Consider the following 22,368-nt stretch of genomic DNA (forward strand, 5'->3'; position numbering starts at 1 on the left):
GAAATTTGGTGGTAGCGTGGGGCGATGCGCGAAGAGGATTCCGTTGGGGCGCGGATCGCGCGAATCCGCAAGCTGCGCGGCATGACTCAGCACCAGCTCGCTGCCGCGGCCAACGTATCGCGGTCGATGCTCGCCCAAGTCGAGAAGGGCCACAGCTCAGCGTCCACGGTGTGGGTCGGCGCGGTCGCGAACGCCTTGGGCGTGGACGCTTCTCGACTGTATAGCGACGACGAACCCGAGAAGCTACTCGATGTCCTGCCGATCCTGCGCCGCGCTCTTGCCGCCACCGACTTGATGGACCCGAGTCTGGAACCCGAACCGCTGGAGCAGCTGCGCGTGCTGTCGGTGCGGGTCGCACGTTGGCGACGCGACGCGCAGTACCGGAAAATCGCAGGCGTTCTGCCGGACTTGGTCGATCGGCTGCTGATTTCCGGCCACGAGTCTGGCCGACCCGCGTACGCCCTGCTCACCGACGCGTATCGGGCGGCGAACACGGTAGCGCACAAACTGGGATACGCGGACCTTTCGCTGACTGCTACCGAGCGAATGGAGTGGGCCGCATCTCGTTCGGGTGACCCGCTGCTGCTAGCGACCACCTACTATGTGAAGGCGGCGACCCTGGCGCGGGTCGGCGCAACCCATCAGGCGCTGCGCCTGCTGTCGCGGGCGATGAGCGACATCGAGGCGATCATCGATGACGACGCTACTGCCGCGGCGGTGTATTCGATCCTGCACATGCGTGCCGGCACCATCGCCGCGGCGACCGGTGATGCGGACACGGCACGCTCGCATCTGGCCGAGGCCGAGCAGTTGGCCCGCGGATTCGGCGACACGATCGTCTACGGCAGCCCTGTCGGTCCAACCAACGTGCGCCTCTACCAGGTGTGCGCCGAGGTCGATCTGGGTGACGCAGGCCGAGCGATCGAGATAGCACGTTCGACCCGATTGCCGAAAGACATGCCCGCCGAGAGGCAAGCGTATTTCTGGGTCGATGCGGCACGGGCGCATCTGCTCAACGGCGACCCCGACGCTGCGATCAGCGCCCTGTACGAGTCGCGGATCGCCGCGCCCGAACATTTCCGCTCCGCCCCAGTGGTCAAAGGCGCAATCACAACCGCCGCGCAACAGCAGCGCCGGGCCAGCGACAGCCTACGCAGTCTCGCAAACTCCGCCGGCCTCACCGACTGATCACTCGCTACAGCTTGAGAGCAGCGAGCAATCGGTGAGCCATTGATATCTACCCCCTATCAGTCGACTGTGACGCTAGGCACAATATGGCACCGCCTATATGCCATCACTTTGGGGTCGACCACCAGGATTGGCCGGCTCCCGGGATCAGGGATTACTGCGGCAAGTCGTCGGAGAGCTGCTCGACCGCGACCGCTAAACCCGGCTGCGCGACCTCGCCGACCGCATCGGCGTCCGGGGATAGTCGCGTCTCGCAGGGGCGCGCGCACGCGTCACAGCCAAGAGGCCGCGGTGCGACCGCAAAGACTGCGATAGGCAGCATGTTTGGCTACAGTGTCAGAAGTTGAAATAGGGCTCTGACGAGGAATTCCTAGTCAGAGCCCTATTTTTCGTGGCCAGGGCCGGGATCGAACCGGCGACCTTCCGCTTTTCAGGCGGACGCTCGTACCAACTGAGCTACCTGGCCGCAGACATCCGAAGTGAATGTCATATGCGAAACGCCGGAAATATCCGGCGTTTGTCTGCGACCCTGACGGGACTCGAACCCGCGACCTCCGCCGTGACAGGGCGGCGCGCTAACCAACTGCGCCACAGGGCCATGCTCTGCTACCAACGATCCGTAGATCGTACCCCCTACGGGATTCGAACCCGCGCTACCGCCTTGAAAGGGCGGCGTCCTAGGCCGCTAGACGAAGGGGGCCCATCCCGGATTTCTCCGGACTGGCTTTCAACGGCTGTCCGTTGGGAGCCGTATTAGCTTATGACAGACCGGACAGTAATCCCAAACCGGCTGGTCAGAGCCCTAAACTCAGATCCTCCACGCGCGCCTGAGCGCACCAGCCGTCAACCTGGAATTTCTCCAGCCACTCGAGTGTGGCCATCGCTTCGATCACTACCTCGAGCGACTCCTCGAACCGGGACCGCAGATCGACCCGGCCGCCGAGCAGGTCCGCCATATACCGTTGACCGGCCAAGGCCGCGGCAAGCGTGCGGGTGAACCGGTTGGGATCGGCATCGGCCCGCAGCTGTCCATACTCGATCGCACGGTCCGCGAGCACCTTGGTGGTGCGACCGACGATGCGCCCCCCACCCATCTGTACATCGCAATAGAAATCCGGCTCGATGATCAAACGGTATTCGGCCTGCGCAATGATGTCGTGCTCGAGTCGAAGCGCTATCTCGTCGACCATCCCGTGCAGGACGTCGAGGGGACTGAGATCCACTCGGGCCAGCCACCTCTCGGCCGACACGCGGTAGCGCTCCACCGCGGTTCCCAGCACCGCGCGCGCGAGATCTTCCTTCGAGTCGAAATGGAAGTACATGGCGCCCTTGGTGGCGCGCGAACCCTCCAATATACGGTTGAGGGATGCAGCGGCATAGCCGCTCTTCCCGAACTCTACGGCGGCGGACCTGATAATTGCCGCCCGTGTTCGGCGGGCCCGCTCTTGCTGCCGTGCCATGCTCGAAACGCCTCCGAAACCTACTCGCCGCCAAACAGCCCGACACCCGTCGGGAGCGTGGCACGAATTCATAGATTTATCAGTACTTTTCGCCGATTCCCGGTAGCTTCCCGAGCTCCGCGACGAATTTCAGCAAATGCCTAGCACACAAACCGGTTGGGTGCCGCTGGTGCAACTGGACAACTCTCTGGTCTCGAACGTGCCTCCTTCCGCGGCATCGATTTTCACCGACGAACGCGGTCGACCGCACAGCCACAGCACCTCCGGATACAGCAATGACAAACCGCGTTCCACGCCACCGACCGAGTCCGCGATTCGGTCGGGATCAGCCAAGGCGTCACGGTACCTGCAAACACGGTCCGACATGCGACGAACCGATGAGTCGGATCGATATCAGTGCACGAACACGACCCATCCGCACAACTTGCGATCTCGACGCACACTCGCCGACCAACCGAATCGATCAGCAACTCATCATTTGCTCAGCCGTGCCGAACCATCGCTCGACGCCTCGTAGCGCATGCCGAACCGCCCCACGAGCCTCGCTCGACTCGGCACTCCATCCCAGGCCAGTCCAAAATCATTGCTAGGCAACATGTTTCGATAATATATGGATACGCGAACGGAACAAAGCCGAGCGATGCAGGGCTACCGGTCGTATCGATTGCATCAATTGCAGCCAGCGCCGTGTTACTCGAGCGCCGTGTTACTCGGCAGCACGGTAGTGCGCGGTTACTCGGACTCGCAGCTCGATGACCGCTCCGACTGGTAGCCACTACCTGCCTGCGACGAGCCAGTGGCGATGGAGAAGATGCCCCACATCGTTATCGGGGACTACAACTCATTGGGAATCAGGCGACACAGCAGTCGCCACCCTCCGTTCAGCAGAACACGACGCGACACACCGTCGACGGCGCCACCACCTGTCGGAACCGCTTCGACGAACCGCCCCCATGCGCCCGACCTCACCGGCACTCTCGATCGATCCCGCCGCGGCGACCGGGCCGATCCTTGCCAGAAGTATCCAACCCGGCCAGGGCTGTTCGACGATCCCCCGCGGACGGTGCCCCCTGTAGGACTCGAACCTACGACCTAGTGATTAAAAGTCACCAGCTCTACCAACTGAGCTAAAGGGGCTCGGCTGAAAAGCATAGCCGACAGTGGCCACAAGGCACGAACCGATGCTCTGGAGGTCAGGCTGCGACAGCACGCCTACTCGTGCGAGGGAAAGCCTCCGCGTCGTGAGCTGAGATCTCGACCGACTCGGCGCTGTTGCCACCGGCACCCAACCACAGCCACCACGCTGGAAGAAGTGCCGTCACCACGCAGCACAACTCCCGACCGATCTGGTCGACAGGGTCGTAGAGCGATGGATGACGGCCCGTCGTATGCCGGCCGCCCCTCAGCACGTGCCGCACCCGATAACGGCAATCCTCTCGATCCTCTCGGATCGCCCTCTCACCGCGCGGAGAACCCATACACTCGTGAGGATGCCCAGGCAAGCGCACGCGTGAGATCACGCAACCGGCGAGGGCAGCCGCTGTCCGAAGATGCGTCTCGCGTCACACCTACGGTGCCGTAAGGTTGCCGCATTGGTATCGGTCCACGTTCGGACGACCAGCACGCCACAACACTGAAGGGTTCATACATGGCAAGGGATCTGACTCAACTCGAGCTACTGACGGAGTTGGAGCCGGTTGCCGAAGAAAGCGTCAACCGACACCTGTCGATGGCAAAGGACTGGAATCCACACGACTACGTCCCCTGGGACAACGGGCGTAACTTCGCGGCTCTCGGTGGCGTCGATTGGGAAACAGGGCAATCCCAGCTCAGCGAGGTTGCGAAAGCGGCCATGATCACCAACCTGCTCACCGAGGACAATTTGCCTTCCTACCACCGGGAGATCGCCGAGAACTTCTCGCAAGACGGCGCCTGGGGCACCTGGGTGGGCCGGTGGACTGCCGAAGAGAACCGCCACGGCACCGTTATGCGCGACTATCTCGTCGTCACCCGCGGTGTCGACCCGGTCGCGCTCGAGCAAGCCAGAATGACCCATATGACCAACGGCTTCGCCTCTCCAGCCGAAGCCGACGCGGGATTCCTGCATTCCGTTGCGTATGTCACCTTCCAAGAACTGGCCACCCGGGTGAGCCACCGCAACACCGGCAAAGTGTGCGACGACCCGGTCGCCGACCGCATGCTGCAGCGCATCGCTGCCGACGAAAACCTGCACATGATCTTCTACCGCACCATGTGCGGCGCAGCCCTCGATCTGGCTCCCGACCAAACACTCGAGGCAATCACACTGATCCTGGAAAACTTCCAGATGCCCGGGGCCGGCATGCCCAACTTCCGCCGCAACGGCGTGCTGATGGCCAAGCACGGCATCTACGACCTGCGCCAACATCTGGAAGAAGTGATCCAGCCGGTCCTGAAGAAATGGAACCTCTTCGACCGAAGCGACTTCACCGCGCGAGGTGAAGCAGTTCGAGATCGGCTCGGTCTCTTCCTGGAGAAGTTGGCCAAGGACGTGATCAAATTCGAAGAACAGCGTGACCGGATGCTCGCCCGCGAGGCCGCGAAGCGCGAGCTGGCTGCCACCACCGTGGGCTGATCCAACGCTGGTGCGGGCGCACCATGACTCGGATCCGCCGAGGCTCGCATAGCGAAGAACCCGCACCCCGCGGTTTCGTGCGGAAGTGAGACACTGTTCGCCGTGACGATGACTACCGAGGCGAAGACCATATTGCGGATCGGACCGTATCCGGTCGATCCGCCAGTGGTACTCGCGCCGATGGCAGGCATCACAAATCAGGCATTCCGAACATTGTGCCGGGAGTTCGGCAGCCCGACCTCGATCTACGTGTGCGAGATGATCACCGCCCGCGCCGTGGTGGAACGCAACGAGAAGACGCTGCGCATGATGTCCTTCGGCGCCGATGAGCACCCGCGTTCGATGCAACTCTACGGAGTGGATCCCGCTACTCTCGGCGAGGCCGTGCGAATCATCGTGGGCGAGGGTTGGGCCGACCATATCGACCTGAACCTCGGGTGCCCTGTGCCCAAGGTCACGCGGCTGGGTGGTGGGGCGGCGCTGCCCTACAAGCGGGCGCTGTTTCGCCGTATCGTGCGCGCAATGGTGAGTGCTGCCGAACCAGCGGGCGTGCCGGTGACTGTGAAGTTCCGCACCGGCATCGACCAAGATCATCTCACCTATCTGGATGCCGGACGTATCGCCGAAGCCGAGGGTGCACAGGCAGTCGCATTACACGCGCGCACCGCCGCGCAACGCTACTCCGGCCGGGCGGACTGGAGTGCGATCGCTCGACTCAAGCAGACGGTCACCACCATTCCGGTATTGGGTAACGGTGACATCTTCTGCGCCGCGGACGCGCTGCGCATGATGGACGAGACCGGCTGCGACGGCGTGGTCGTCGGCCGCGGCTGTCTCGGCAGACCGTGGCTGTTCGCCGAACTGCACGCCGCGCTGCGCGGCGAACCACTTCCCGCGGCGCCCGATCTGGGCCGGGTCGGCGCAGTCCTGTATCGGCACGGCGAACTGTTGTCTCGACATCTCGGCGAAACCAAAGCCATGCGCGACCTGCGTAAACACATGGCGTGGTACCTGATGGGATTTCCGGTGGGCGCCGATTTACGCCGCGCATTCGCCACGGTCGTCAGCCTCCAACAGTTGGAGGACCTCGTCGCCCAACTCGACCCGACCGCGCCGTTCCCCGAGGACGCCGAGGGGCCACGCGGCCGCCAGGGCTCACCGGGCAAGGTCGCGCTGCCCCATGGCTGGCTCGACGACCCCGAGGACCCGGCCGTGCCGATGGGTGCCGATGTGATGCACAGCGGAGGATAATCGAGTAATTCCGCAGAAAATCGGCTCGCCAAACGCCGATATGACCTTGGCCATTTCGCGCCCGAGTGGCTCACCGTGGCGGAATCGTTATCATGGCGGAATCAGTGCTGCCGGTGAAGTACTAATCAGGCGGAAAGCAAGACGAAAAGCGAGGTTCGTTGGTGGGTGACGATCGCTACGGGCGTGCGCCACAGCCCGGAGGTCGCGCCCCGTGGGAGCGTTATCCCGCGGCGGATTACCCCGAACGAGACGCCGAACAGGCGCCTCGACGCTCCAGGTATTCCGAGACCGGCCCGGACCAGGATTCTCCAGCACTCACAGTCCAAGACCTCGTCGAGAAAGTCAACCACGAACGTGGGCGTCGGGGCGCACGTGGCGCCGCATCTCAGGCACCCGAAGCCGCACCTGGACGAGGCCGGCGCGCCCAGCCTCCACCCTCGGATCGAACATCTCGGAACCAACGACGCCGCTCGGACCCTGTTCGACGACCGCAGCGTGCTCCCCGCTCCGACGAGCCGGCTCACCCACCGGTGACAGCAGCCGGCAGCAGCGGCGAAGATACTCGCTCCGGCCGTGCACCCAACCGATCGGTCGCCCGCCCCGCCGGATCTTCACCGCACGCGAGTGGGCAAGCCACGGCGGCCAGGGGCTCGACACGCCACAGACCCACCGATCAGCGGGCCGAACCGCAAGCGGCCGAAGAAGTCACCGACGTTCTCCCTCCGCTCGAACAATCACCGCGCTCCACCCGCCACAGCTGGCCGACCACCGAAGATCGGGCGCGCAAGCCGAAAACGGTCGAGGCGCCATCCCGATCCCGTCCTGATACCAGGCACAGCCGCAGCTCACGACGCCTCCGAGTGATCGGCAGGGCAGCCTTGACCGTACTCTCGGTTCTCGTTCTGGTGGCCACCGGCACGGGCTGGAGCTATCTGCACTCGACCACGAGCGGTTTCACCCAGGTTTCCGCGCTCGATGACAACTCCGAGGACGTGATCGACTCCAGCGCCCAGCTCGGAGACGAAAACTTCCTGCTGGTCGGCACCGATACCCGGGCGGGGGCCAACGGGCAACTCGGCGCGGGGTCGACCATCGATGCCGAAGGTTCTCGCGCGGACACGGTGATGTTGGTGAACATCCCCAAGAACCGGTCACGTGTGGTTGTCGTTTCGTTTCCCCGCGATTTGGACGTCACCAGGCCGCGCTGTAACGGCTGGGACAATGAGAAGGTCGAATACACCGATGAGGTCTTTCCCTCGGCCTTTGGCGACAAGCTCAATGCCGTCTACGCCCTCGGCGGCCCGAAATGCCTGTTCAACGTCATATCGAAGATGACGGGGCTGAGCATCAACCACTTCATCAGTATCGACTTCGCCGGATTCGAGGCCATGGTCGACCAGGTCGGCGGTGTCGACGTCTGCTCCGCCAAGCCGATCGTGGACGGCGTTCTCGGCACCATTCTGGAAAACTCCGGCCGCCAGCACATCAGCGGCGAAACTGCACTGAATTACGTCCGCGCGCGGCACGTCTATGGCGAAGAACGCAGCGACTACGACCGCATCAACCGGCAACAGCGATTCCTCGCCTCGCTGCTTCGCGGCACGATGTCGAGCAAGGTGCTACTCGACCCCGGCAAACTCCGCGGATTCATCGAGGAATTCACCAGACACACGTGGGTGGACCAAGTCGACACCAACGACCTGCTGATGCTCGGACGGTCTCTACAAAAGATGGATGCCGGCGCGGTCACATTTCTGACCATCCCGACCGCTGGAACCACGTCCTATGGAAACGAAATCCCCCGCGAGTCGGATATCAAGGCGATCTTCCGCGCCATCATCGACGACCAACCACTACCGGGCGAGAAGAAGGCCACACCGACAGAATCGCACCCGGCCGATCCGCCAGAATTCGTCGCAGTCGATCCGAGCACGGTGTCCGTACTGGTCTCGAATGGATCGGGGGTCAACGGGATGGCGGGCGCGACCGCGACCGACCTGAGCAATGCGGGCTTCACCATCTACAGCACAGGGAATTTCTCCGAAGGGCAGGTGACCGAAACCAAGATTCGGTACGCACCCGGATACGAAGCCGAGGCGGCCACAGCGGCCACGGCAATTCCTGGAGCGCACCTGGAGTCGGCCGACGATCTCGGCGGCATCATCGAAGTCGTCTTGGGGACCGACTTCAGCGGTAGCGTGACCAGTCCGATCCCAGCGGGCGATCGGATCACCGACGTGTCCGTCAGCATCGCACCGGTCACGCTGCCATCCGACTTGGAACACATGAACGCCGCAGAAGACATCTGCAACTGACAATGTCTGCAACTGATGACGCCAACCCGACGGGTTTGTCGATCGGTGCGATCCAACGCTCGTACCGGTCATTCACTCGATGTTCGTGACTTGGTCAGCGCGGCGAACTAATGTCGAGCGTCATGCGTGTCATCTACAACGAGCAAATGGCAGATCTTGCTCACCAACTGGGCGAAATGGCCGGCCTCGCCGGTTCGGCCATGGACCGGGCGACCCAGTCACTCCTGCAAGCGGACCTCACGCTCGCCGAGCAGGTGATCAGTGAGTACGACCGGATTGCCGAACTCATTCACGACGGCGAGGAGAAAGCCTTTGCTCTACTGGCTCTGCAATCGCCGGTAGCGGGCGATCTACGGCAAGTGGTGAGCACGATCCAGATCGTCGGCGATGTGAACCGAATGGGTGCACTCGCCCTGCACGTGGCGAAGGTGGCGCGTCGGCGTCACCCGAATCATGCGCTCCCCGAAGCGGTCAACGGATACTTCGCCGAAATGGGCCGGATCGCAGTGAGTATGGGTGCGACCGCACGCGAGGTGCTCGAAACTCGTGACCCCGAACGGGCTGCGCAACTGAACGTCGACGACGAAGCGATGGACGACCTGCACCGCCATCTGTTCACACTGTTGATGGACCGGAATTGGCAGCATGGGGTCGCTGCCGCCGTGGATGTCACCCTGCTCGGTCGCTACTACGAGCGTTTCGCCGACCACGCGGTGGAGATCGGCCGCCGAGTCATCTTCCTGGTTACGGGCGCCCTTCCGCCGGATGCGGATGCGGTGCAGTAGTCGAGGTACGTGGTGAGGCCGAGGCCTCTCCACGACAAACACAGCCGCGACAAACACAGCCACGACAGACCCGGCCACAACCGACCAAGCCACAACCGACCTGGCCCGGAATCAACCGAACCGACCCGAAATGTAGTCCTCCGTTGCCTTCTGCGTCGGGTTGGAGAAGATCTTCTCGGTGTCGTCGATCTCGACCAACTTGCCCGGCTTGCCCTGGGCCTCCAGATTGAAGAATCCGGTCTGGTCGCTCACCCGCGCGGCCTGCTGCATGTTGTGGGTGACGATGACGATGGTGAAGTCCTTCTTCAACTCGGTGATCAGGTCTTCGATCGCGAGAGTCGAGATCGGGTCCAGCGCCGAGCACGGCTCGTCCATCAGCAATACATCCGGCGACACAGCGATGGCTCGCGCGATGCACAACCGCTGCTGCTGTCCCCCGGAAAGACCGCCACCTGGCTTGTCGAGACGGTCCTTGACCTCGTTCCACAGGTTGGCACCACGCAACGATCGCTCGGCGACCTCGTCGAGCTGCTTTTTGTTGCGTAGGCCCTGCAGCTTGAGTCCGGCCACCACATTGTCTTTGATCGACTTGGTAGGGAATGGGTTCGGCCGCTGGAAAACCATGCCGATGGTGCGGCGAACGCCGACCGGATCGACCTGGGCGCCGTAGATGTCCTCACCGTCGAGCAACACCGCTCCCTCGACCCGAGCATTCGGCGCCACCTCGTGCATACGGTTGAGCGAGCGCAAAACCGTGGACTTGCCGCACCCGGAGGGCCCGATGAAGGCGGTGACGCTGCGTGGCAGCACCGTCAGCGAGACATCCGACACGGCATGGAATTTGCCGTAGTAGATGTTCAGGTCTTTGACGTCGATCCGCTTGGCCATTGTCGCTAGTCCGTTCCGCTTCTATCGATTCCGCGTGAGCAGCCGGTTGAGAACTGCCGCCGCCAGGTACAGCATCGCGATGATGAAAATGAGGGTCAAAGCCGCACCCCAGACCCGCTCGCGGCCAGCTGCCTCCGGGTTGGCCAGCTCTTGGTAGATCAACAGTGGCAACGACGCCATATTTCCGTCGGAAATATCCAGGTTGATCGACTTGCTGTACCCCACGAGTACCAGTACCGGAGCGGTCTCACCCATCACCCTGGCGATGGAGAGCAGAATTCCACTGATCATTCCGGGCAGCGCGGTCGGCACCACGATTCGAACGATCGTCTTCCACTTCGGAATTCCCAGCGCATAGGACGCTTCCCGCAATTCATCCGGGACCAGTTTGAGCATTTCCTCGGTGCTACGAATGACTACCGGCAACATCAACAAGACCAGAGCCAGCGACACTGCCAGCGCACTCTGGGGGAAGCCGAAGGTCGCGATCCACAGTGCAAAAACGAAAAGGGCCGCCACGATCGACGGCACGCCTGCCAGGATATCCACCATGAACGTCGTGGTCTTGGCCAACAGTCCACGCCCATACTCGACCAGATAGACCGCAGCCATGATCCCGAGCGGAACCGCGATGATCGTAGCGACCAACGACTGCACGATTGTTCCGTAGATCGCATGGTAGACGCCGCCCGCAAGCTCTTCGGGCAGCACACCCTTCAGGGACTTCTGCCACCAGTCCGCCCGGACCACTGCGCCGAGTCCCTTGGCGACGACCATGATCAGCACCCAGGCCAGCGGAATCAGCGCGATACCGAAAGCCAGCCACACCAATCCCGTCGCAAGGTGGTTGCGCACCCGGCGCGCCCAGCTCACGTGCCGGAAGACCGGAGCTTTGATCGGACGATCCAACGTCGAGGTGGCCATCACCCGTTCACCCTTCCGCCAGCAGCGAGCCGCGCCAGCGCATTCACCGCGAAGGTCAGTGCGAACAGCACGAAACCTGCGGCGATATATGCACCTGTCGGCAGCGGGTCACTGAACTCGGCTGCTGCCGAGGCAATCTTGGACGCGAAAGTGTAGCCCCCGTCGAACACCGACCAGCTTCCTGGCTGAGCGGCCGTCTTCAGCACGATCAGCACCGCGATGGTCTCGCCGAGCGCTCGTCCGAGCCCGAGCATGGCTCCGGCGATCATGCCGCTACGGCCGTAGGGCAATACCGTCATGCGGACAACCTCCCATTTCGTCGCACCGAGCGCTTGCGCGGCTTCGATATGCGCACGGGGAGTGAGATTGAACACTTCACGGCTCACCGAGGTGATGATCGGCAGAATCATGACCGCGAGCACGACCCCCGCGGTAAAAATGGTTCCGCCACTGGCCAGCGGAATGTTGCCGTCCGCAAACAGGAACAGCCACCCCAGATTGTCATTGACGAAGGTCTGGACGGGATCCAGGCGCGGCGCGAGAACCAACGCTCCCCACAAGCCGAACACGATCGACGGCACGGCCGCGAGGAGATCGACGAGCACCGAGAACGGCCGAGCCAGCGCTCTGGGGGCATAGTGCGCCAAGAACAGCGCGATGCCGATGCCGACCGGAACGGCCAGCGCCAAGGCGAATACCGAGCTCAGCACCGTCACCATGAACAGATCCCGGACACCGAACCGAAGATTGTCCGCATCCGTGGTCTCGAACTCGGCGCTGGTGAAGAAGTTCGCGTCGTTCGCCAGCACCGACGGCACGGCCCGGATCAGCAGAAACAGCGCAATCAGCGCGATAGAGGCAACGACGATTGCGCCGGCCGCCGTGGCCAGCGAGCGGAAGACGACCTCCACGCGGGGACTGTGACGCCGACCGCGGGGGACCGGCGGTTCGGTGCTCGGCTTACTCAGCATGAGCGCAGTATCTCCACCCGCCGGCCGGCCAGTCGAATCCGGCCCGCCGGCGGCGGCAACATCGTCGTGCACGGTCATGGAATCGCTATCAGGATATGGCGTCGACAGCAGTGCTCAGCTTGGTCTTGAACTCCTCCGGAAGCGGGATGTAGCCGGCCTCTTCCAGACCCTGCTGACCATTGGTGATCGCCGAGGAGAGGAATGCCTTCACCGCTTGGGCCGTCTCGGCATCGGAATAGGTCGAGCACACGATCTCGTAGGTCGGCATCACGATCGGATACGCGCCCGCTTCCGACGGCATGTAGAACGAGGAGGTATCGATGACCAGGTCATTGCCCTCACCCGAGATCGTGGCCGACTCGATCGCCTTGCCCGCCGAGGCGGCGGTCAGCGTCACCGGATCGTCGCTCGCCGACGTCACGATGCGCGCAATCGACAAGCCCTGCGCCTTGGCGAAGGACCACTCGTTGTACGTGATCGAGTTCACTGTGCTCTTCACCGCGGCGGAGGTGCCCTCGTTGCCCTTGGAACCAGCGCCGACACCGCCCGCGAACACCTTGCCCGCACCCTTGCCCCAGGCTCCGTCGGACGCTGCGTCGAGGTAGCGCTGGAAGTTGTCGGTCGTACCCGACTGATCGCTACGGAAAACCACCATGATCTCTTCGGCGGGCAACGCGGCATTCGGATTCAGCGCCACGATCTCGGGGGCATCCCAGGTGGTCACGGCGCCGTTGAAGACCTTGGCCGCAGTGGGACCATCCAGAACGAGATCTGTCACACCCTCGATGTTGTAGGTGATCGCGACCGGGCCGAAGACGGTGGGCAGGTTCCATGCCGGCGAATCGCACCGATCGGCAGCGCGCTGTGGCTCGTCTTTCTTCGGGTTCAGCGGCGAGTCCGAACCACCGAAATCGGTCTGACCGCCGATGAACTCCTTGACCCCCGCGCCGGAGCCACTCGAGGTGTAGTCGAGTGTTGCCCCGTCGCAGTTCAATTCGTAGGCGGCGATGAAACGCTCCATCGCGTTCTTCTGCGCCGAGGAGCCACTGGCCTTGAGAGTCTGCTTGCCACCACAGGTGATGTCGACCTTCTCCAGGTTGCCGGCGCTGGCCGAGGTGTTGTCGTCGCTGCCACAGGCGGCGAGCGTCATGGCACCGACCGCCAGCACACCGACAAGGGCGCTGCTGCGCTTGAGATTCACTGATTCCTCCGGAAAGGCGTCCTACCCGTCCGGTCCCTCACCGGCCCGGACGCATGCTGTGGTGCTGTTCGCGGCGAACCAGCGCACCAGGGCAACGGGGTGCTGCCCTTCCTCAACGTAGGGTTATGTGGTTGACAGTTGGATCGTACTGAGTGAACGGGGAGTGAACAGCCCGGCGCGATTGCATGCGTGGAATGTGACGTTTGCCCCAATTTTACTCAGCAGCACTCTACACGCCGGCTGCTATTCGCACTCGGCCACGGCATAGGCGACGTCGACATGGGCAGGGGCGAAGCCGAGACCGGTATAGGTGCGCACCGCGGCAACATTGTCCGCCTCGGTGTACAGCGACACCTCGGTAAGGCCGCGATCGCGTAAGTGACGCAATCCGGCCACGGTGAGCACACGACCGAGTCCACGCCCCTGGGCCACCGGGTCCAGTCCGACCACGTAGACCTCCCCGATCGGTGGGTTCTCCATGAGATGCATCTTGGTCCAATGAAATCCCAGAAGGCGGTCGGGGGCCGTCTCGGCGAAGGCGAGGAACAGACCTGCGGGATCGAACCATGATTCGGCACGGCGGATCGCAATATCACGTTCGGTCCACCCGCCTTGTTCCGGATGCCAAGCAAAGGCGGCCCGGTTCACCCGCAGCAATTCCGCGTCGTCGGCAGGACCGGCATAGGTGCGCACAACGATATCGTGCGGAACGACCAGTTCAGGTAACTCGGGAGTAGCAAGAGACCGTCGCATCTGCCACAACTCACGCGCCGCACGCAGCCCGAGCCGCGTGGCGACGGCTCTGGCCGCTGGCAGATCGCCATGCGCCCAAACCCGTGTGCCCGGACCGCCGGCACCGAGTGCCCGTGTGGTCAACTCGGCGCCCACGCCACGGCCGCGGTGCGGCGGATCGACCACGACCTCCGCCATCGCCGGATGCTCACCATGGGCCGCAACGAAATTCGCGTAGCCTACGATCGAGTCCCCGCGCATCGCGAGCAGATGACGGGCGACGGTGGGTTCTTCCGACGCCGGCGACATGCCGGATGCGAGTGCAGCGCCCGGGGTCGTCGACGACCTCGGGGTAATCGACGACCTCAGGGTCATCGACAACATTGCCTGCTCCGAAATCGGGGCCACGTCATCGGCCGCCGCAGCCCGCCCGAGCAGGTCCGTGATGGCCCGTGCGGTGTCTGCGTCGAGTCGATCCATCCATGCCATCGCGCCGCTCATCGGCCTCCGCTCCTCCAACCAGCTCCCCGCGCGGTTGCCCTCCGAACGACGTCGCGGGGAACAACCACGGCGTGAGGTCGATGATCGATGATGTCGTACGCTCGCGACTCACCCGAGCGGCCGCGGTGCGACCCCAGCGCACGGAACCCATTCACTGCACAGAACCCATTCACTGCACAGAACCATTGACCGGTGCGAGCGGGGAATCGTCACTGCCCTCGTCGTCATCCGGAAAGCTCACCTGGTCTCCCTTTGTCGTGACGCGGGCGGGGCGCACAGCCTTGTAACCGACGTTGCGGACCGTGCCGATCAGCGATTCGTATTCGGTGCCGAGCTTGGCTCGAAGTCGACGGACGTGCACGTCGACCGTGCGAGTACCACCGAAGAAGTCGTAGCCCCATACCTCCTGCAGCAATTGTGCACGGGTGAATACTCGGCCTGCGTGCTGCGCAAGGTATTTGAGCAGTTCGAACTCTTTGTAGGTGAGATCGAGTGGACGACCGCGCAGCCTCGCGGTGTAGGTGCCCTCATCGATCACCAACTCACCGAGGGTGATCTTGCCGGCGCTCTCCGAGCTGGCCACACCGCCGTTTCGCCCGACCAACAGCCGCAACCTGGCATCGAGTTCGGCAGGCCCGGTTCCGGGCAAGAGGATGTCGTCGAGTCCCCAATCGGCGTTCACCGCAACCAAGCCGCCCTCGGTGAGTACCGCGACAACGGGTACCGACGACCCGGTACTGCCGAGCAGTCGACACAGTCCGCGAGCCGCGGCCAGATCGGTCCGGGCGTCCACCAAAGCCACATCCGCGGTACTTGCTTCGAGCAAGGATGCCACCTCTGTCGGTGCAGGGCGCACAGTGTGCGCGAGGAGGGCCAACGAGGGCAACACCGACTCGGGATTGGGGTCGGAGGTAAGCAGGAGCAGCTCCACAGGCCCTCCTCCCATCTCGTAGCGTCGCGGATGCAGCAACACCGCCACAGCCACGTCGCTAATCACAGGTAATCGGATGCAAGATTAGCGCGTAGCGGTGCACGATCACCCATTCCGAGGTCCAAGACCCAGTACAGGACACCTGACGCCGGGATTCGGACCAACCGATATTGTGCGTTCATGGTTTACGCATCGGGCATGCCCAGCAGCCGCAGGGCGTCCGACGCGGGAGACGATCGAACGCCGCGTTGCGCGCGTTCGGCGCGACTCGAGATGCCGTGGCTCGAGACCCGCAGAAACGGGGGAGCATGCGCAAATTGATCATAGGCCTGCTGTGTCTGGCGGGAGTCGCCGTCGTCATCGACTTCAGCACAGCGGCGTACTCGGAGTATCGGGTATCTCGAGCACTGCGCCACGGCGCCGATCTCACCGCCGATCCCGAGGTGACAATTCATGGTTTCCCATTTCTCGCCCAGGCACGCGACGGTCGCTACGACAAGATCGAAATCCGTGCGCGGGTCAGGCGGCCCGATATTCCCGGTGAGATCGCACTGGGCGCGACACTGACCGAGGTGCGACTGCCAGGCGGCGAACTGGTCGACGGCAGCCTGCGCGGCGTTCGCGCCGCACGGGTCGACAGCAGTCTGCGCATCGAACCCATCGAACTCGGCAGGTTGTTCGGCATTCCCGACCTGCAGGTACATCTGCGCCCCACCGACGAGTCCGATGAGACCGACGGCTCGGAGGATTCGGGGACGACTACCACGGAAGCTCTGGTGCTCAGCGGCACGCTGCCGGACTCCCCAGGCGTGCCATACGGCGGCCAAAGGGTCAATGTCCAGGCAGATCTGCTGCTCGACGGCGATCGGGTGATGATCGTCGCAACCGACTTCCATCGCGGCGATCTCAGCAGCCTCGAGGCCATTCCGGTGACGGCGGTCGTCGAAGCCGATCGGCCCGCAGTGTTGGCTCAGTTCACCCGTACCATCGACACCAAGGAGTTGCCCTTCGGTGTTCCACCCACGGCAGCGTCCGCTCGGGGTGGCCACATCATCGTGGAGGGCAAGGGTGTGAACGTCACGATCGACCTCGACCGATTGCAGCAACCATGATCGAAATCACCGTCCTCGCCGTAGTTGCGCTCGCCGTGCTGACGGTGGGATTTCTGCTGCGCCGCCACGGTGGGAAGGTCCGTGCGGCCCATGTCACCGCGGCGTCGGGATCGACGCGCGCAGGGCAGTTGACAGCGGTGGGCATGACCGGCGACGGCCCGGCCATCGTGCATTTCTCCGCCGAGTGGTGTGGTCCCTGCGAAGCAGTTCGCCGGGTAGTTGCCAATGTCACCGATCAACTTGCGCAGTCGCCCCGGCCGCCGCAGGACATCGAGGTCGACATCGATGCCGAACCAGCCCTCGCACGCGAACTGAACGTACTGTCCCTGCCCACTACCTTCGTGTTCGACGCCGAGGGGACGGAGCGGTTCCGGATCTCGGGCGTGCCGAAAGCCACAGATCTGCGCTCGGCGGTCGAGTCGCTCACCACCGCCGCGTAAGCCTCGAGCACGCTCGGATCGACGGATGTGACCCACCCCCATCCAATTTCCCGGTCGAGTTGGGTAAACTGTTCGCGTGCTCACCAACCACGAGCTGATGCTCACTCGACGCCGGACAGTGGATCTGTGTCGGCTCGGTGGTTGTTGCTGTCTGTGCCGCTGATCGGTCGGCCTCCCCTTTCCCCAGCTCCGGCCGTCATGCGCCGTACGCGCGGGCTTCCGCACCCGTCGGCGAATTGGCAACTCTGCAGCCACAGGCATATTCAGCGCAGGAGTACGCACGATGTCCATCCAGACCGAGAAGTCCATCCAGACCGAGAAGTCCATCCAGACCGAGAAGTCCATCCAGACTGCCGGGCAGGCTCCCGTCGAGGCTGCTGAACCCAGCCCGAACTCCACCCATTCCCTCACAACCACCGACCACGTCGATGTTCGCGGACCCCGCTTCACCGCATGGGTCACCACCGCGGCTCTGGTTGTCGTCCTTCTCGCCGCAATGTGGGCGCCCATCGTCGCGATCGTGCTGATCGCCGGCCAGACGGTTGTCTTCGCCATCGGCGCGGCCTACGGGCCCCGCAACCATCCCTATGGCCGGATCTACGCCATGCTCGTCGCGCCGCATCGGGCACCGGCCAGCGAAACCGAGCCGGTGGCCCCGCTGCGGTTCGCTCAGCTGCTCGGCTTCGGCTTCGCGGCCGTCGGCCTGGCGGGCTTCACCTTCGGCTCCACCGTCGTCGGCGCCGTATTCGCCGGCCTCGCCCTGTTCGCAGCGTTCCTGAACGCTGCATTCGGGATCTGCTTGGGCTGCCAGATCTACCCGATGGTCGCCCGGGTCCGCCGGACCGCATCCCCGGCAACGAACTGACCGCTGCATGTCACATCTGAAAGGAAAACAATGGCTCGCTCCGATGTCCTGGTCTCCGTCGACTGGGCCGAAGAGAACCTCAACGCCCCCGGCGTCGTCTTCGTCGAGGTCGACGAGGACACCTCCGCCTACGACGGGGGTCACATCGAGGGTGCCGTCCGGCTCGACTGGAAGAAGGATCTGCAGGATCAGGTTCGTCGCGACTTCGTGAACCAAGAGCAGTTCTCCGACCTGCTCTCGGCACGCGGTATCTCGAACGACGACGAGATCATCCTGTACGGCGGAAACAACAACTGGTTCGCCGCGTACGCCTACTGGTACTTCAAGCTGTACGGCCACAACACCATCAAACTGCTCGACGGTGGTCGCAAAAAGTGGGAGCTGGATGGCCGTCCGCTGTCCACAGAGCCGGTGAACCGGCCCGCCACCCAATACAAGGCCGCTGCACCGGACGTTTCGATTCGGGCCTTCCGAGATGAGGTCATCGCAGCGATCGGCGCCAAGAACCTGGTCGACGTGCGGTCACCCGACGAGTTCACCGGTAAGATTCTGGCGCCCGCGCACTTGCCCCAAGAACAGAGCCAGCGCCCCGGTCACATCCCGAGCGCAATCAATGTGCCGTGGAGCAAGGCCGCAAACGAAGACGGCACCTTCAAATCGGACACGGAATTGGCCGAGATCTATCGTGCCGCCGGCCTGGACGGCGAGAAGGACACCATCGCCTACTGCCGGATCGGTGAGCGTTCTTCGCACACCTGGTTCGTGCTACAAGAGCTGCTGGGTCACCAGAATGTCAAGAACTACGACGGGAGCTGGACCGAATACGGGTCCCTCGTCGGCGCACCGATCGAGTTGGGAGAGTAATTCAATATGTGTGCAGCACCCACCCAAGGCCAGGTCATCCCGGCCGGTGTCGACGTAGAGAAGGAAACGGTCATCACCGGTCGTGTGCTCGGCACCGACGGTCAGCCAGTGGGCGGAGCTTTCGTCCGCCTGCTCGACGGCAACGGTGACTTCACCGCCGAGGTGGTCGCGTCGGGCACCGGTGACTTCCGGTTCTTCGCCGCTCCCGGCTCGTGGACCATCCGTGCCCTGTCCTCGGCCGGCAACGGCTCCGCCGAAGTGCGTCCGGAAGGCGCGGGCATCCATCCGGTCGACGTCACGGTCGCCAAGTAGATATCGCGCGTGCACCGGCCTCGACGTTTCACCTCCCGCGGGAGCGTCGAGGCCGTTTGCGTTCGATCGTGCGCCAGTAGTTAGACTTCGAACGTGGTCCTCTTCTTCGAGATTATGCTCGTGATCGTGTCCGTGCTGATCGGCTGGTTCGGGCTGTACGTCTTCTACCGACTGTTCACCGAATCATGAGCGAACTCGCTAGCGAGGATCCCAATCCGGCCGAGCGAGCGAGCGAACAATTGAACGGCACGGCTTCCGACGAACCCGACGAGCGTCGCAGCGGCGACCAGGCTGTCGCCGAGGCTGCCGAGCGGGCGAAGTCCACCAGTGCCCGCAACATTCCGGTCCTGCCCGGCCTTCCGCTACCCGAGGACACCGCCAATCTTCGGCTGGGACCGGACCTGAGCGCGTCCATGCTCGCCTTGTTGCCGTTGGTGGGCGTATGGCGCGGCGAGGGGGAAGGCAACGATCCCGAGCGGGGTGACTACCGCTTCGGCCAGCAGATCGTCGCTTCGCATGACGGCGGCGACTACTTGTTGTGGGAATCCCGGTCGTGGGCCATCGATGCGGACGGCAAATACTCCGGACCCGATCTTCGGGAGACCGGCTTCTGGCGTGTCGGGATCGATGGCGACGACGAGGTCATCGAGTTGCTGTTGACGCACAACGGCGGCATCGTCGAACTGTTCTACGGCCAGGCGCTGACCCAGTCATCGTGGGAACTGGCCACCGACGTGGTGATCAGAAGCCAGTCCGGCATCGTTGTCGGCGGTGCCAAGCGCCTGTACGGCATCGTCGGCGGAGGCGATCTGGCCTATGTCGAAGAACGTGTCGTCGCGGACGGACCGCTCGAACCCCGGCTCTCGGCTCGCCTGCAACGCTACGTCGGCTGATCGGTCGACTCCGTCCTCGGTCGGCCACGCCGGACGGTCGCGTACACCGGGCCGTCACGCTGCGGCCCGCCACCCCGTGACCTGTCACGCGATGAATGGAACTACCTCGTGACCTGTCACGCCATGAACCACTCGTGACCTGTCACGCCATGAACGCGGAACGACCCCCGAGCGCTACCTGTGCAAGATGAGTATCACACAGGTCCGGTCGGACAGACCGGAACTCGGGGGTCGGGTGGCTGCCTGGGATTCGCTACGCGCTCGCGCACGGCATACCGGCAGCGGTGACGCTAGCGGACAGCCACCTCACGTGTCCTATGACCAACCATTCTTCGGACCACCTCCTTCCTCGTGTGCGGACGAATCTAACGCGGCGTCGGGCCACTCGGCAACGGATTTATCACCGGACCGTCACCTGATCGGATCGGCCGATCCGGAGCACCGTGTCGGCTCGATGATCGTCCGGCAACTGGTGTGTGACCACAACCACAGTCCGCTCCCGCTCGACCAGGCCGCTGTCGATGTCCAGCAGGTCACGTAGCAGCTGAGCCCCCGCGTGCGCCTCCAGGTGCTCGGTCGGTTCATCGAGCAGCAACACCCGCGCGGGCGAGACGAGCGCGCGCGCCAGCAGCAGGCGACGACGTTGACCGCCGGACACTGCTGCTGCTCCCCCGATCAGATCGGTGTGCACTCCGTTCGGCAATCCGTCCAGCCAGCGACCGAGACCGACTGCGCGTACTGCATTCTCGGCCTGCGCCACTGTGAGATCGCCCCGGGCGACCCGCAGGTTCTCCAGCACCGACGTACCGAACAGGTGCGCGTCCTCGGCGAAGAAGGTCACTCCTGGGCGGGGGGTGTCGAACATCCCCGCCCACTTCATCAGCACCGTCGTCTTTCCCGCGCCACTGGGCCCGATCAGTGCGATCCGTCGTCTGTCCGCCAGCTCGTCGAACGACGCAACTGCTGGCGGGAGGGGTGGCATCGGTCCGGTCCTCGGATGCAACGTCGCAGGCCGCTCGGTCGCGGGGTCGGGTACGACCGAATCTTCCGCCAGTTCCGATAGACGGTGTAGCGCCGCACGGGCAATCGTCAATGCCTGGGCCGCCGCCGGGAGCGAACCCACTGCCTCGAAGGCCGACAGCGGCAGCAGCACCAAGACGAACAGAGCCATGGGTGTCATAGCGCCCTCGGCACCACCGGCACCAAAGATGGTGATGCCGATCATCAAGGCGCCGAGCACACTCACGCCGATCGACAGCGGGGTCGCCGCCGCCGACCAGGCACCGCGAGCAGCTACAGCGTCTTCTGCAGCAGCGGCTCTGCTCGAGGCGGCGGTCGCTTCGAGCACAGCGGCATCCAGCCGACCCGCAACGCGCAGCTCGGCGGCGTGGTCGAGGATCGTGACACTGCGCGCGACGAACTCGGCGCGGTCGGCACGCGCGGCGCGTTGCGCCGTGGCCGCCGTCCGTGCCGACACCCACGGCGCAACGATCCCGGACAAGGCCAGCCCGCCGGCGAGGATTGCAGCGCCCGCCACCGAAATCGTCGCCGACAACGCGACCGCGGCAACCGAGACGACCACGGCGACCGCGACCGGCACGAAGACCCGAACCACCACTGCTCCCAGATCATCGATGTCGGTACCGATCCGGACCAGCAGATCACCCCGTCGTGGCGGGACCCGACGATCGCGGTCGCCACGGTGCGCGGTGCGGGGCTCGCAGCCGCCACCGAGGGCCTGGGGGCGGTAGAGCCAGAAATTCGACCTGGCCAGCGTCCGATAGACCGTTGTGCGCGCGGCGGTCATGGACCGTAGGGCGACATCGTGGGTCACGAGACGTTCGACGTAGCGACACAGGCCACGCGAGATTCCCAGGGCGCGCACCGCCACCACCGCGATACTCAAATCCAGCACCGGCGGCATCTGCCAGGCGCGTGCGATCAGCCACGCGGCCAATGCGGCGAGAGCGAGTCCGCTGCCGAGCGACAGTACGCCCCATCCGATTGCCACCGCGACCCGTGGCATGGACAACTCGAGCAGCCGCCACATCCGCCCCACATCGCCGAACACGGTGACACGCGATCCACCGGCAGGGGTGTCGTTCGCGTCGTCGTCACCCC

At 64.0% G+C, this 22,368-nt stretch carries 19 protein-coding genes and 4 tRNA genes; 11 read left to right on the plus strand and 12 right to left on the minus strand.

Translation table 11 applies throughout. The features are described from left to right. Positions 1–24: 24 nt before the first annotated feature. Entirely contained in the window at positions 25–1,188 is a 1,164-nt protein-coding gene (locus tag K940_RS0102290; RefSeq protein ID WP_028476182.1) for a helix-turn-helix domain-containing protein, read from the plus strand. Between the two features lie 392 nt (positions 1,189–1,580). On the opposite strand, the gene K940_RS0102300 is transcribed toward K940_RS0102290, so the two are convergent. The 5 genes from K940_RS0102300 to K940_RS0102330 all read right to left on the minus strand — a co-directional run bounded on the left by K940_RS0102300 (position 1,581) and on the right by K940_RS0102330 (position 3,785). Then, positions 1,581–1,654 (minus strand) — tRNA-Phe (locus K940_RS0102300). 58 nt (positions 1,655–1,712) lie between these two features. Beyond that, positions 1,713–1,786: transfer RNA gene (locus K940_RS0102305), tRNA-Asp, on the minus strand. A gap of 29 nt (positions 1,787–1,815) precedes the next feature. Beyond that, positions 1,816–1,888: transfer RNA gene (locus tag K940_RS0102310), tRNA-Glu, on the minus strand. Between the two features lie 94 nt (positions 1,889–1,982). Next, positions 1,983–2,648: a TetR/AcrR family transcriptional regulator gene (locus tag K940_RS0102315; RefSeq protein WP_028476183.1), complete on the minus strand. Its 666-nt coding sequence runs from the start codon at positions 2,646–2,648 to the stop codon at positions 1,983–1,985. Between the two features lie 1,064 nt (positions 2,649–3,712). Next, positions 3,713–3,785: transfer RNA gene (locus K940_RS0102330), tRNA-Lys, on the minus strand. A gap of 511 nt (positions 3,786–4,296) precedes the next feature. On the opposite strand from K940_RS0102330, the gene K940_RS0102335 reads away from it, so the two are divergent. From K940_RS0102335 to phoU, 4 genes are all read left to right on the plus strand, one after another. Beyond that, positions 4,297–5,262: an acyl-ACP desaturase gene (locus K940_RS0102335; RefSeq protein WP_028476185.1), complete on the plus strand. Its 966-nt coding sequence runs from the start codon at positions 4,297–4,299 to the stop codon at positions 5,260–5,262. A gap of 108 nt (positions 5,263–5,370) precedes the next feature. Beyond that, a complete protein-coding gene (dusB, locus tag K940_RS0102340) occupies positions 5,371–6,513 on the plus strand; it encodes a tRNA dihydrouridine synthase DusB (RefSeq protein WP_028476186.1) in 1,143 nt (380 codons plus the stop codon). Positions 6,514–7,373: 860 nt separating this feature from the next. Next, entirely contained in the window at positions 7,374–8,828 is a 1,455-nt protein-coding gene (locus K940_RS0102345; protein ID WP_369797453.1) for an LCP family protein, read from the plus strand. Between the two features lie 122 nt (positions 8,829–8,950). Next, entirely contained in the window at positions 8,951–9,613 is a 663-nt protein-coding gene (gene phoU, locus K940_RS0102350; protein WP_028476188.1) for a phosphate signaling complex protein PhoU, read from the plus strand. Positions 9,614–9,724: 111 nt separating this feature from the next. Here the strand turns inward: phoU and pstB are convergent, their stop codons facing one another. From pstB to K940_RS0102380, 6 genes are all read right to left on the minus strand, one after another. Continuing rightward, on the minus strand, positions 9,725–10,501 hold the full coding sequence (pstB, locus tag K940_RS0102355) for a phosphate ABC transporter ATP-binding protein PstB (protein WP_028476189.1): 777 nt from the start codon (positions 10,499–10,501) through the stop codon (positions 9,725–9,727). A gap of 21 nt (positions 10,502–10,522) precedes the next feature. After that, a complete protein-coding gene (pstA, locus tag K940_RS0102360) occupies positions 10,523–11,425 on the minus strand; it encodes a phosphate ABC transporter permease PstA (protein WP_028476190.1) in 903 nt (300 codons plus the stop codon). After that, on the minus strand, positions 11,425–12,396 hold the full coding sequence (pstC, locus tag K940_RS0102365; protein WP_028476191.1) for a phosphate ABC transporter permease subunit PstC: 972 nt from the start codon (positions 12,394–12,396) through the stop codon (positions 11,425–11,427). Before pstC ends, pstA begins: the two co-directional genes overlap by 1 nt. Positions 12,397–12,484: 88 nt before the next feature. Further along, entirely contained in the window at positions 12,485–13,597 is a 1,113-nt protein-coding gene (pstS, locus tag K940_RS0102370; protein ID WP_028476192.1) for a phosphate ABC transporter substrate-binding protein PstS, read from the minus strand. Positions 13,598–13,840: 243 nt separating this feature from the next. After that, on the minus strand, positions 13,841–14,830 hold the full coding sequence (gene mshD, locus K940_RS0102375; RefSeq protein WP_028476193.1) for a mycothiol synthase: 990 nt from the start codon (positions 14,828–14,830) through the stop codon (positions 13,841–13,843). Between the two features lie 169 nt (positions 14,831–14,999). Continuing rightward, entirely contained in the window at positions 15,000–15,761 is a 762-nt protein-coding gene (locus tag K940_RS0102380; RefSeq protein WP_028476194.1) for a response regulator transcription factor, read from the minus strand. 308 nt (positions 15,762–16,069) lie between these two features. Here K940_RS0102380 and K940_RS0102385 point away from each other — a divergent pair, with 308 nt between their 5' ends. From K940_RS0102385 to K940_RS0102415, 6 genes are all read left to right on the plus strand, one after another. Further along, positions 16,070–16,873: an LmeA family phospholipid-binding protein gene (locus tag K940_RS0102385; protein WP_028476195.1), complete on the plus strand. Its 804-nt coding sequence runs from the start codon at positions 16,070–16,072 to the stop codon at positions 16,871–16,873. Further along, positions 16,870–17,313, plus strand: coding sequence for a thioredoxin family protein (locus K940_RS0102390; protein ID WP_028476196.1), 444 nt, complete (start codon positions 16,870–16,872; stop codon positions 17,311–17,313). The genes K940_RS0102385 and K940_RS0102390 overlap by 4 nt, the downstream gene beginning before the upstream one ends. 283 nt (positions 17,314–17,596) lie before the next feature. Continuing rightward, the gene (locus K940_RS26690; RefSeq protein WP_081706106.1) at positions 17,597–18,178 is read left to right on the plus strand and encodes a DUF4395 domain-containing protein; all 582 of its coding nucleotides are present in this window, start codon (positions 17,597–17,599) and stop codon (positions 18,176–18,178) included. Positions 18,179–18,208: 30 nt separating this feature from the next. Further along, a complete protein-coding gene (locus K940_RS0102400; RefSeq protein ID WP_028476197.1) occupies positions 18,209–19,042 on the plus strand; it encodes a sulfurtransferase in 834 nt (277 codons plus the stop codon). 6 nt (positions 19,043–19,048) lie between these two features. Beyond that, on the plus strand, positions 19,049–19,354 hold the full coding sequence (locus K940_RS0102405; protein WP_028476198.1) for a DUF1416 domain-containing protein: 306 nt from the start codon (positions 19,049–19,051) through the stop codon (positions 19,352–19,354). 185 nt (positions 19,355–19,539) lie between these two features. After that, on the plus strand, positions 19,540–20,247 hold the full coding sequence (locus K940_RS0102415) for an FABP family protein (RefSeq protein ID WP_051406808.1): 708 nt from the start codon (positions 19,540–19,542) through the stop codon (positions 20,245–20,247). Positions 20,248–20,647: 400 nt separating this feature from the next. Here the strand turns inward: K940_RS0102415 and cydC are convergent, their stop codons facing one another. Continuing rightward, the gene (cydC, locus tag K940_RS0102420; protein ID WP_036527354.1) at positions 20,648–22,297 is read right to left on the minus strand and encodes a thiol reductant ABC exporter subunit CydC; all 1,650 of its coding nucleotides are present in this window, start codon (positions 22,295–22,297) and stop codon (positions 20,648–20,650) included. Positions 22,298–22,368 lie beyond the last annotated feature (71 nt).

Origin of the sequence: Nocardia sp. CNY236, from assembly GCF_000482385.1 — a bacterium.
Classification (GTDB): domain Bacteria; phylum Actinomycetota; class Actinomycetes; order Mycobacteriales; family Mycobacteriaceae; genus Nocardia.

Coding starts and splice junctions, on each gene's coding strand:
- K940_RS0102385 (WP_028476195.1), top strand. CDS start 16,070: ATGCGCAAATTGATCATAGGCCTGCTGTGTCTGGCGGGAGTCGCCGTC.
- pstA (WP_028476190.1), bottom strand. CDS start 11,425: ATGGCCACCTCGACGTTGGATCGTCCGATCAAAGCTCCGGTCTTCCGG.
- pstB (WP_028476189.1), bottom strand. CDS start 10,501: ATGGCCAAGCGGATCGACGTCAAAGACCTGAACATCTACTACGGCAAA.
- K940_RS0102390 (WP_028476196.1), top strand. CDS start 16,870: ATGATCGAAATCACCGTCCTCGCCGTAGTTGCGCTCGCCGTGCTGACG.
- dusB (WP_028476186.1), top strand. CDS start 5,371: ATGACTACCGAGGCGAAGACCATATTGCGGATCGGACCGTATCCGGTC.
- K940_RS0102315 (WP_028476183.1), bottom strand. CDS start 2,648: ATGGCACGGCAGCAAGAGCGGGCCCGCCGAACACGGGCGGCAATTATC.
- K940_RS0102335 (WP_028476185.1), top strand. CDS start 4,297: ATGGCAAGGGATCTGACTCAACTCGAGCTACTGACGGAGTTGGAGCCG.
- K940_RS0102400 (WP_028476197.1), top strand. CDS start 18,209: ATGGCTCGCTCCGATGTCCTGGTCTCCGTCGACTGGGCCGAAGAGAAC.
- pstC (WP_028476191.1), bottom strand. CDS start 12,396: ATGCTGAGTAAGCCGAGCACCGAACCGCCGGTCCCCCGCGGTCGGCGT.
- K940_RS0102290 (WP_028476182.1), top strand. CDS start 25: ATGCGCGAAGAGGATTCCGTTGGGGCGCGGATCGCGCGAATCCGCAAG.
- K940_RS0102415 (WP_051406808.1), top strand. CDS start 19,540: ATGAGCGAACTCGCTAGCGAGGATCCCAATCCGGCCGAGCGAGCGAGC.
- K940_RS0102405 (WP_028476198.1), top strand. CDS start 19,049: ATGTGTGCAGCACCCACCCAAGGCCAGGTCATCCCGGCCGGTGTCGAC.
- phoU (WP_028476188.1), top strand. CDS start 8,951: ATGCGTGTCATCTACAACGAGCAAATGGCAGATCTTGCTCACCAACTG.
- K940_RS26690 (WP_081706106.1), top strand. CDS start 17,597: ATGTCCATCCAGACCGAGAAGTCCATCCAGACCGAGAAGTCCATCCAG.
- cydC (WP_036527354.1), bottom strand. CDS start 22,297: ATGTGGCGGCTGCTCGAGTTGTCCATGCCACGGGTCGCGGTGGCAATC.
- mshD (WP_028476193.1), bottom strand. CDS start 14,830: ATGAGCGGCGCGATGGCATGGATGGATCGACTCGACGCAGACACCGCA.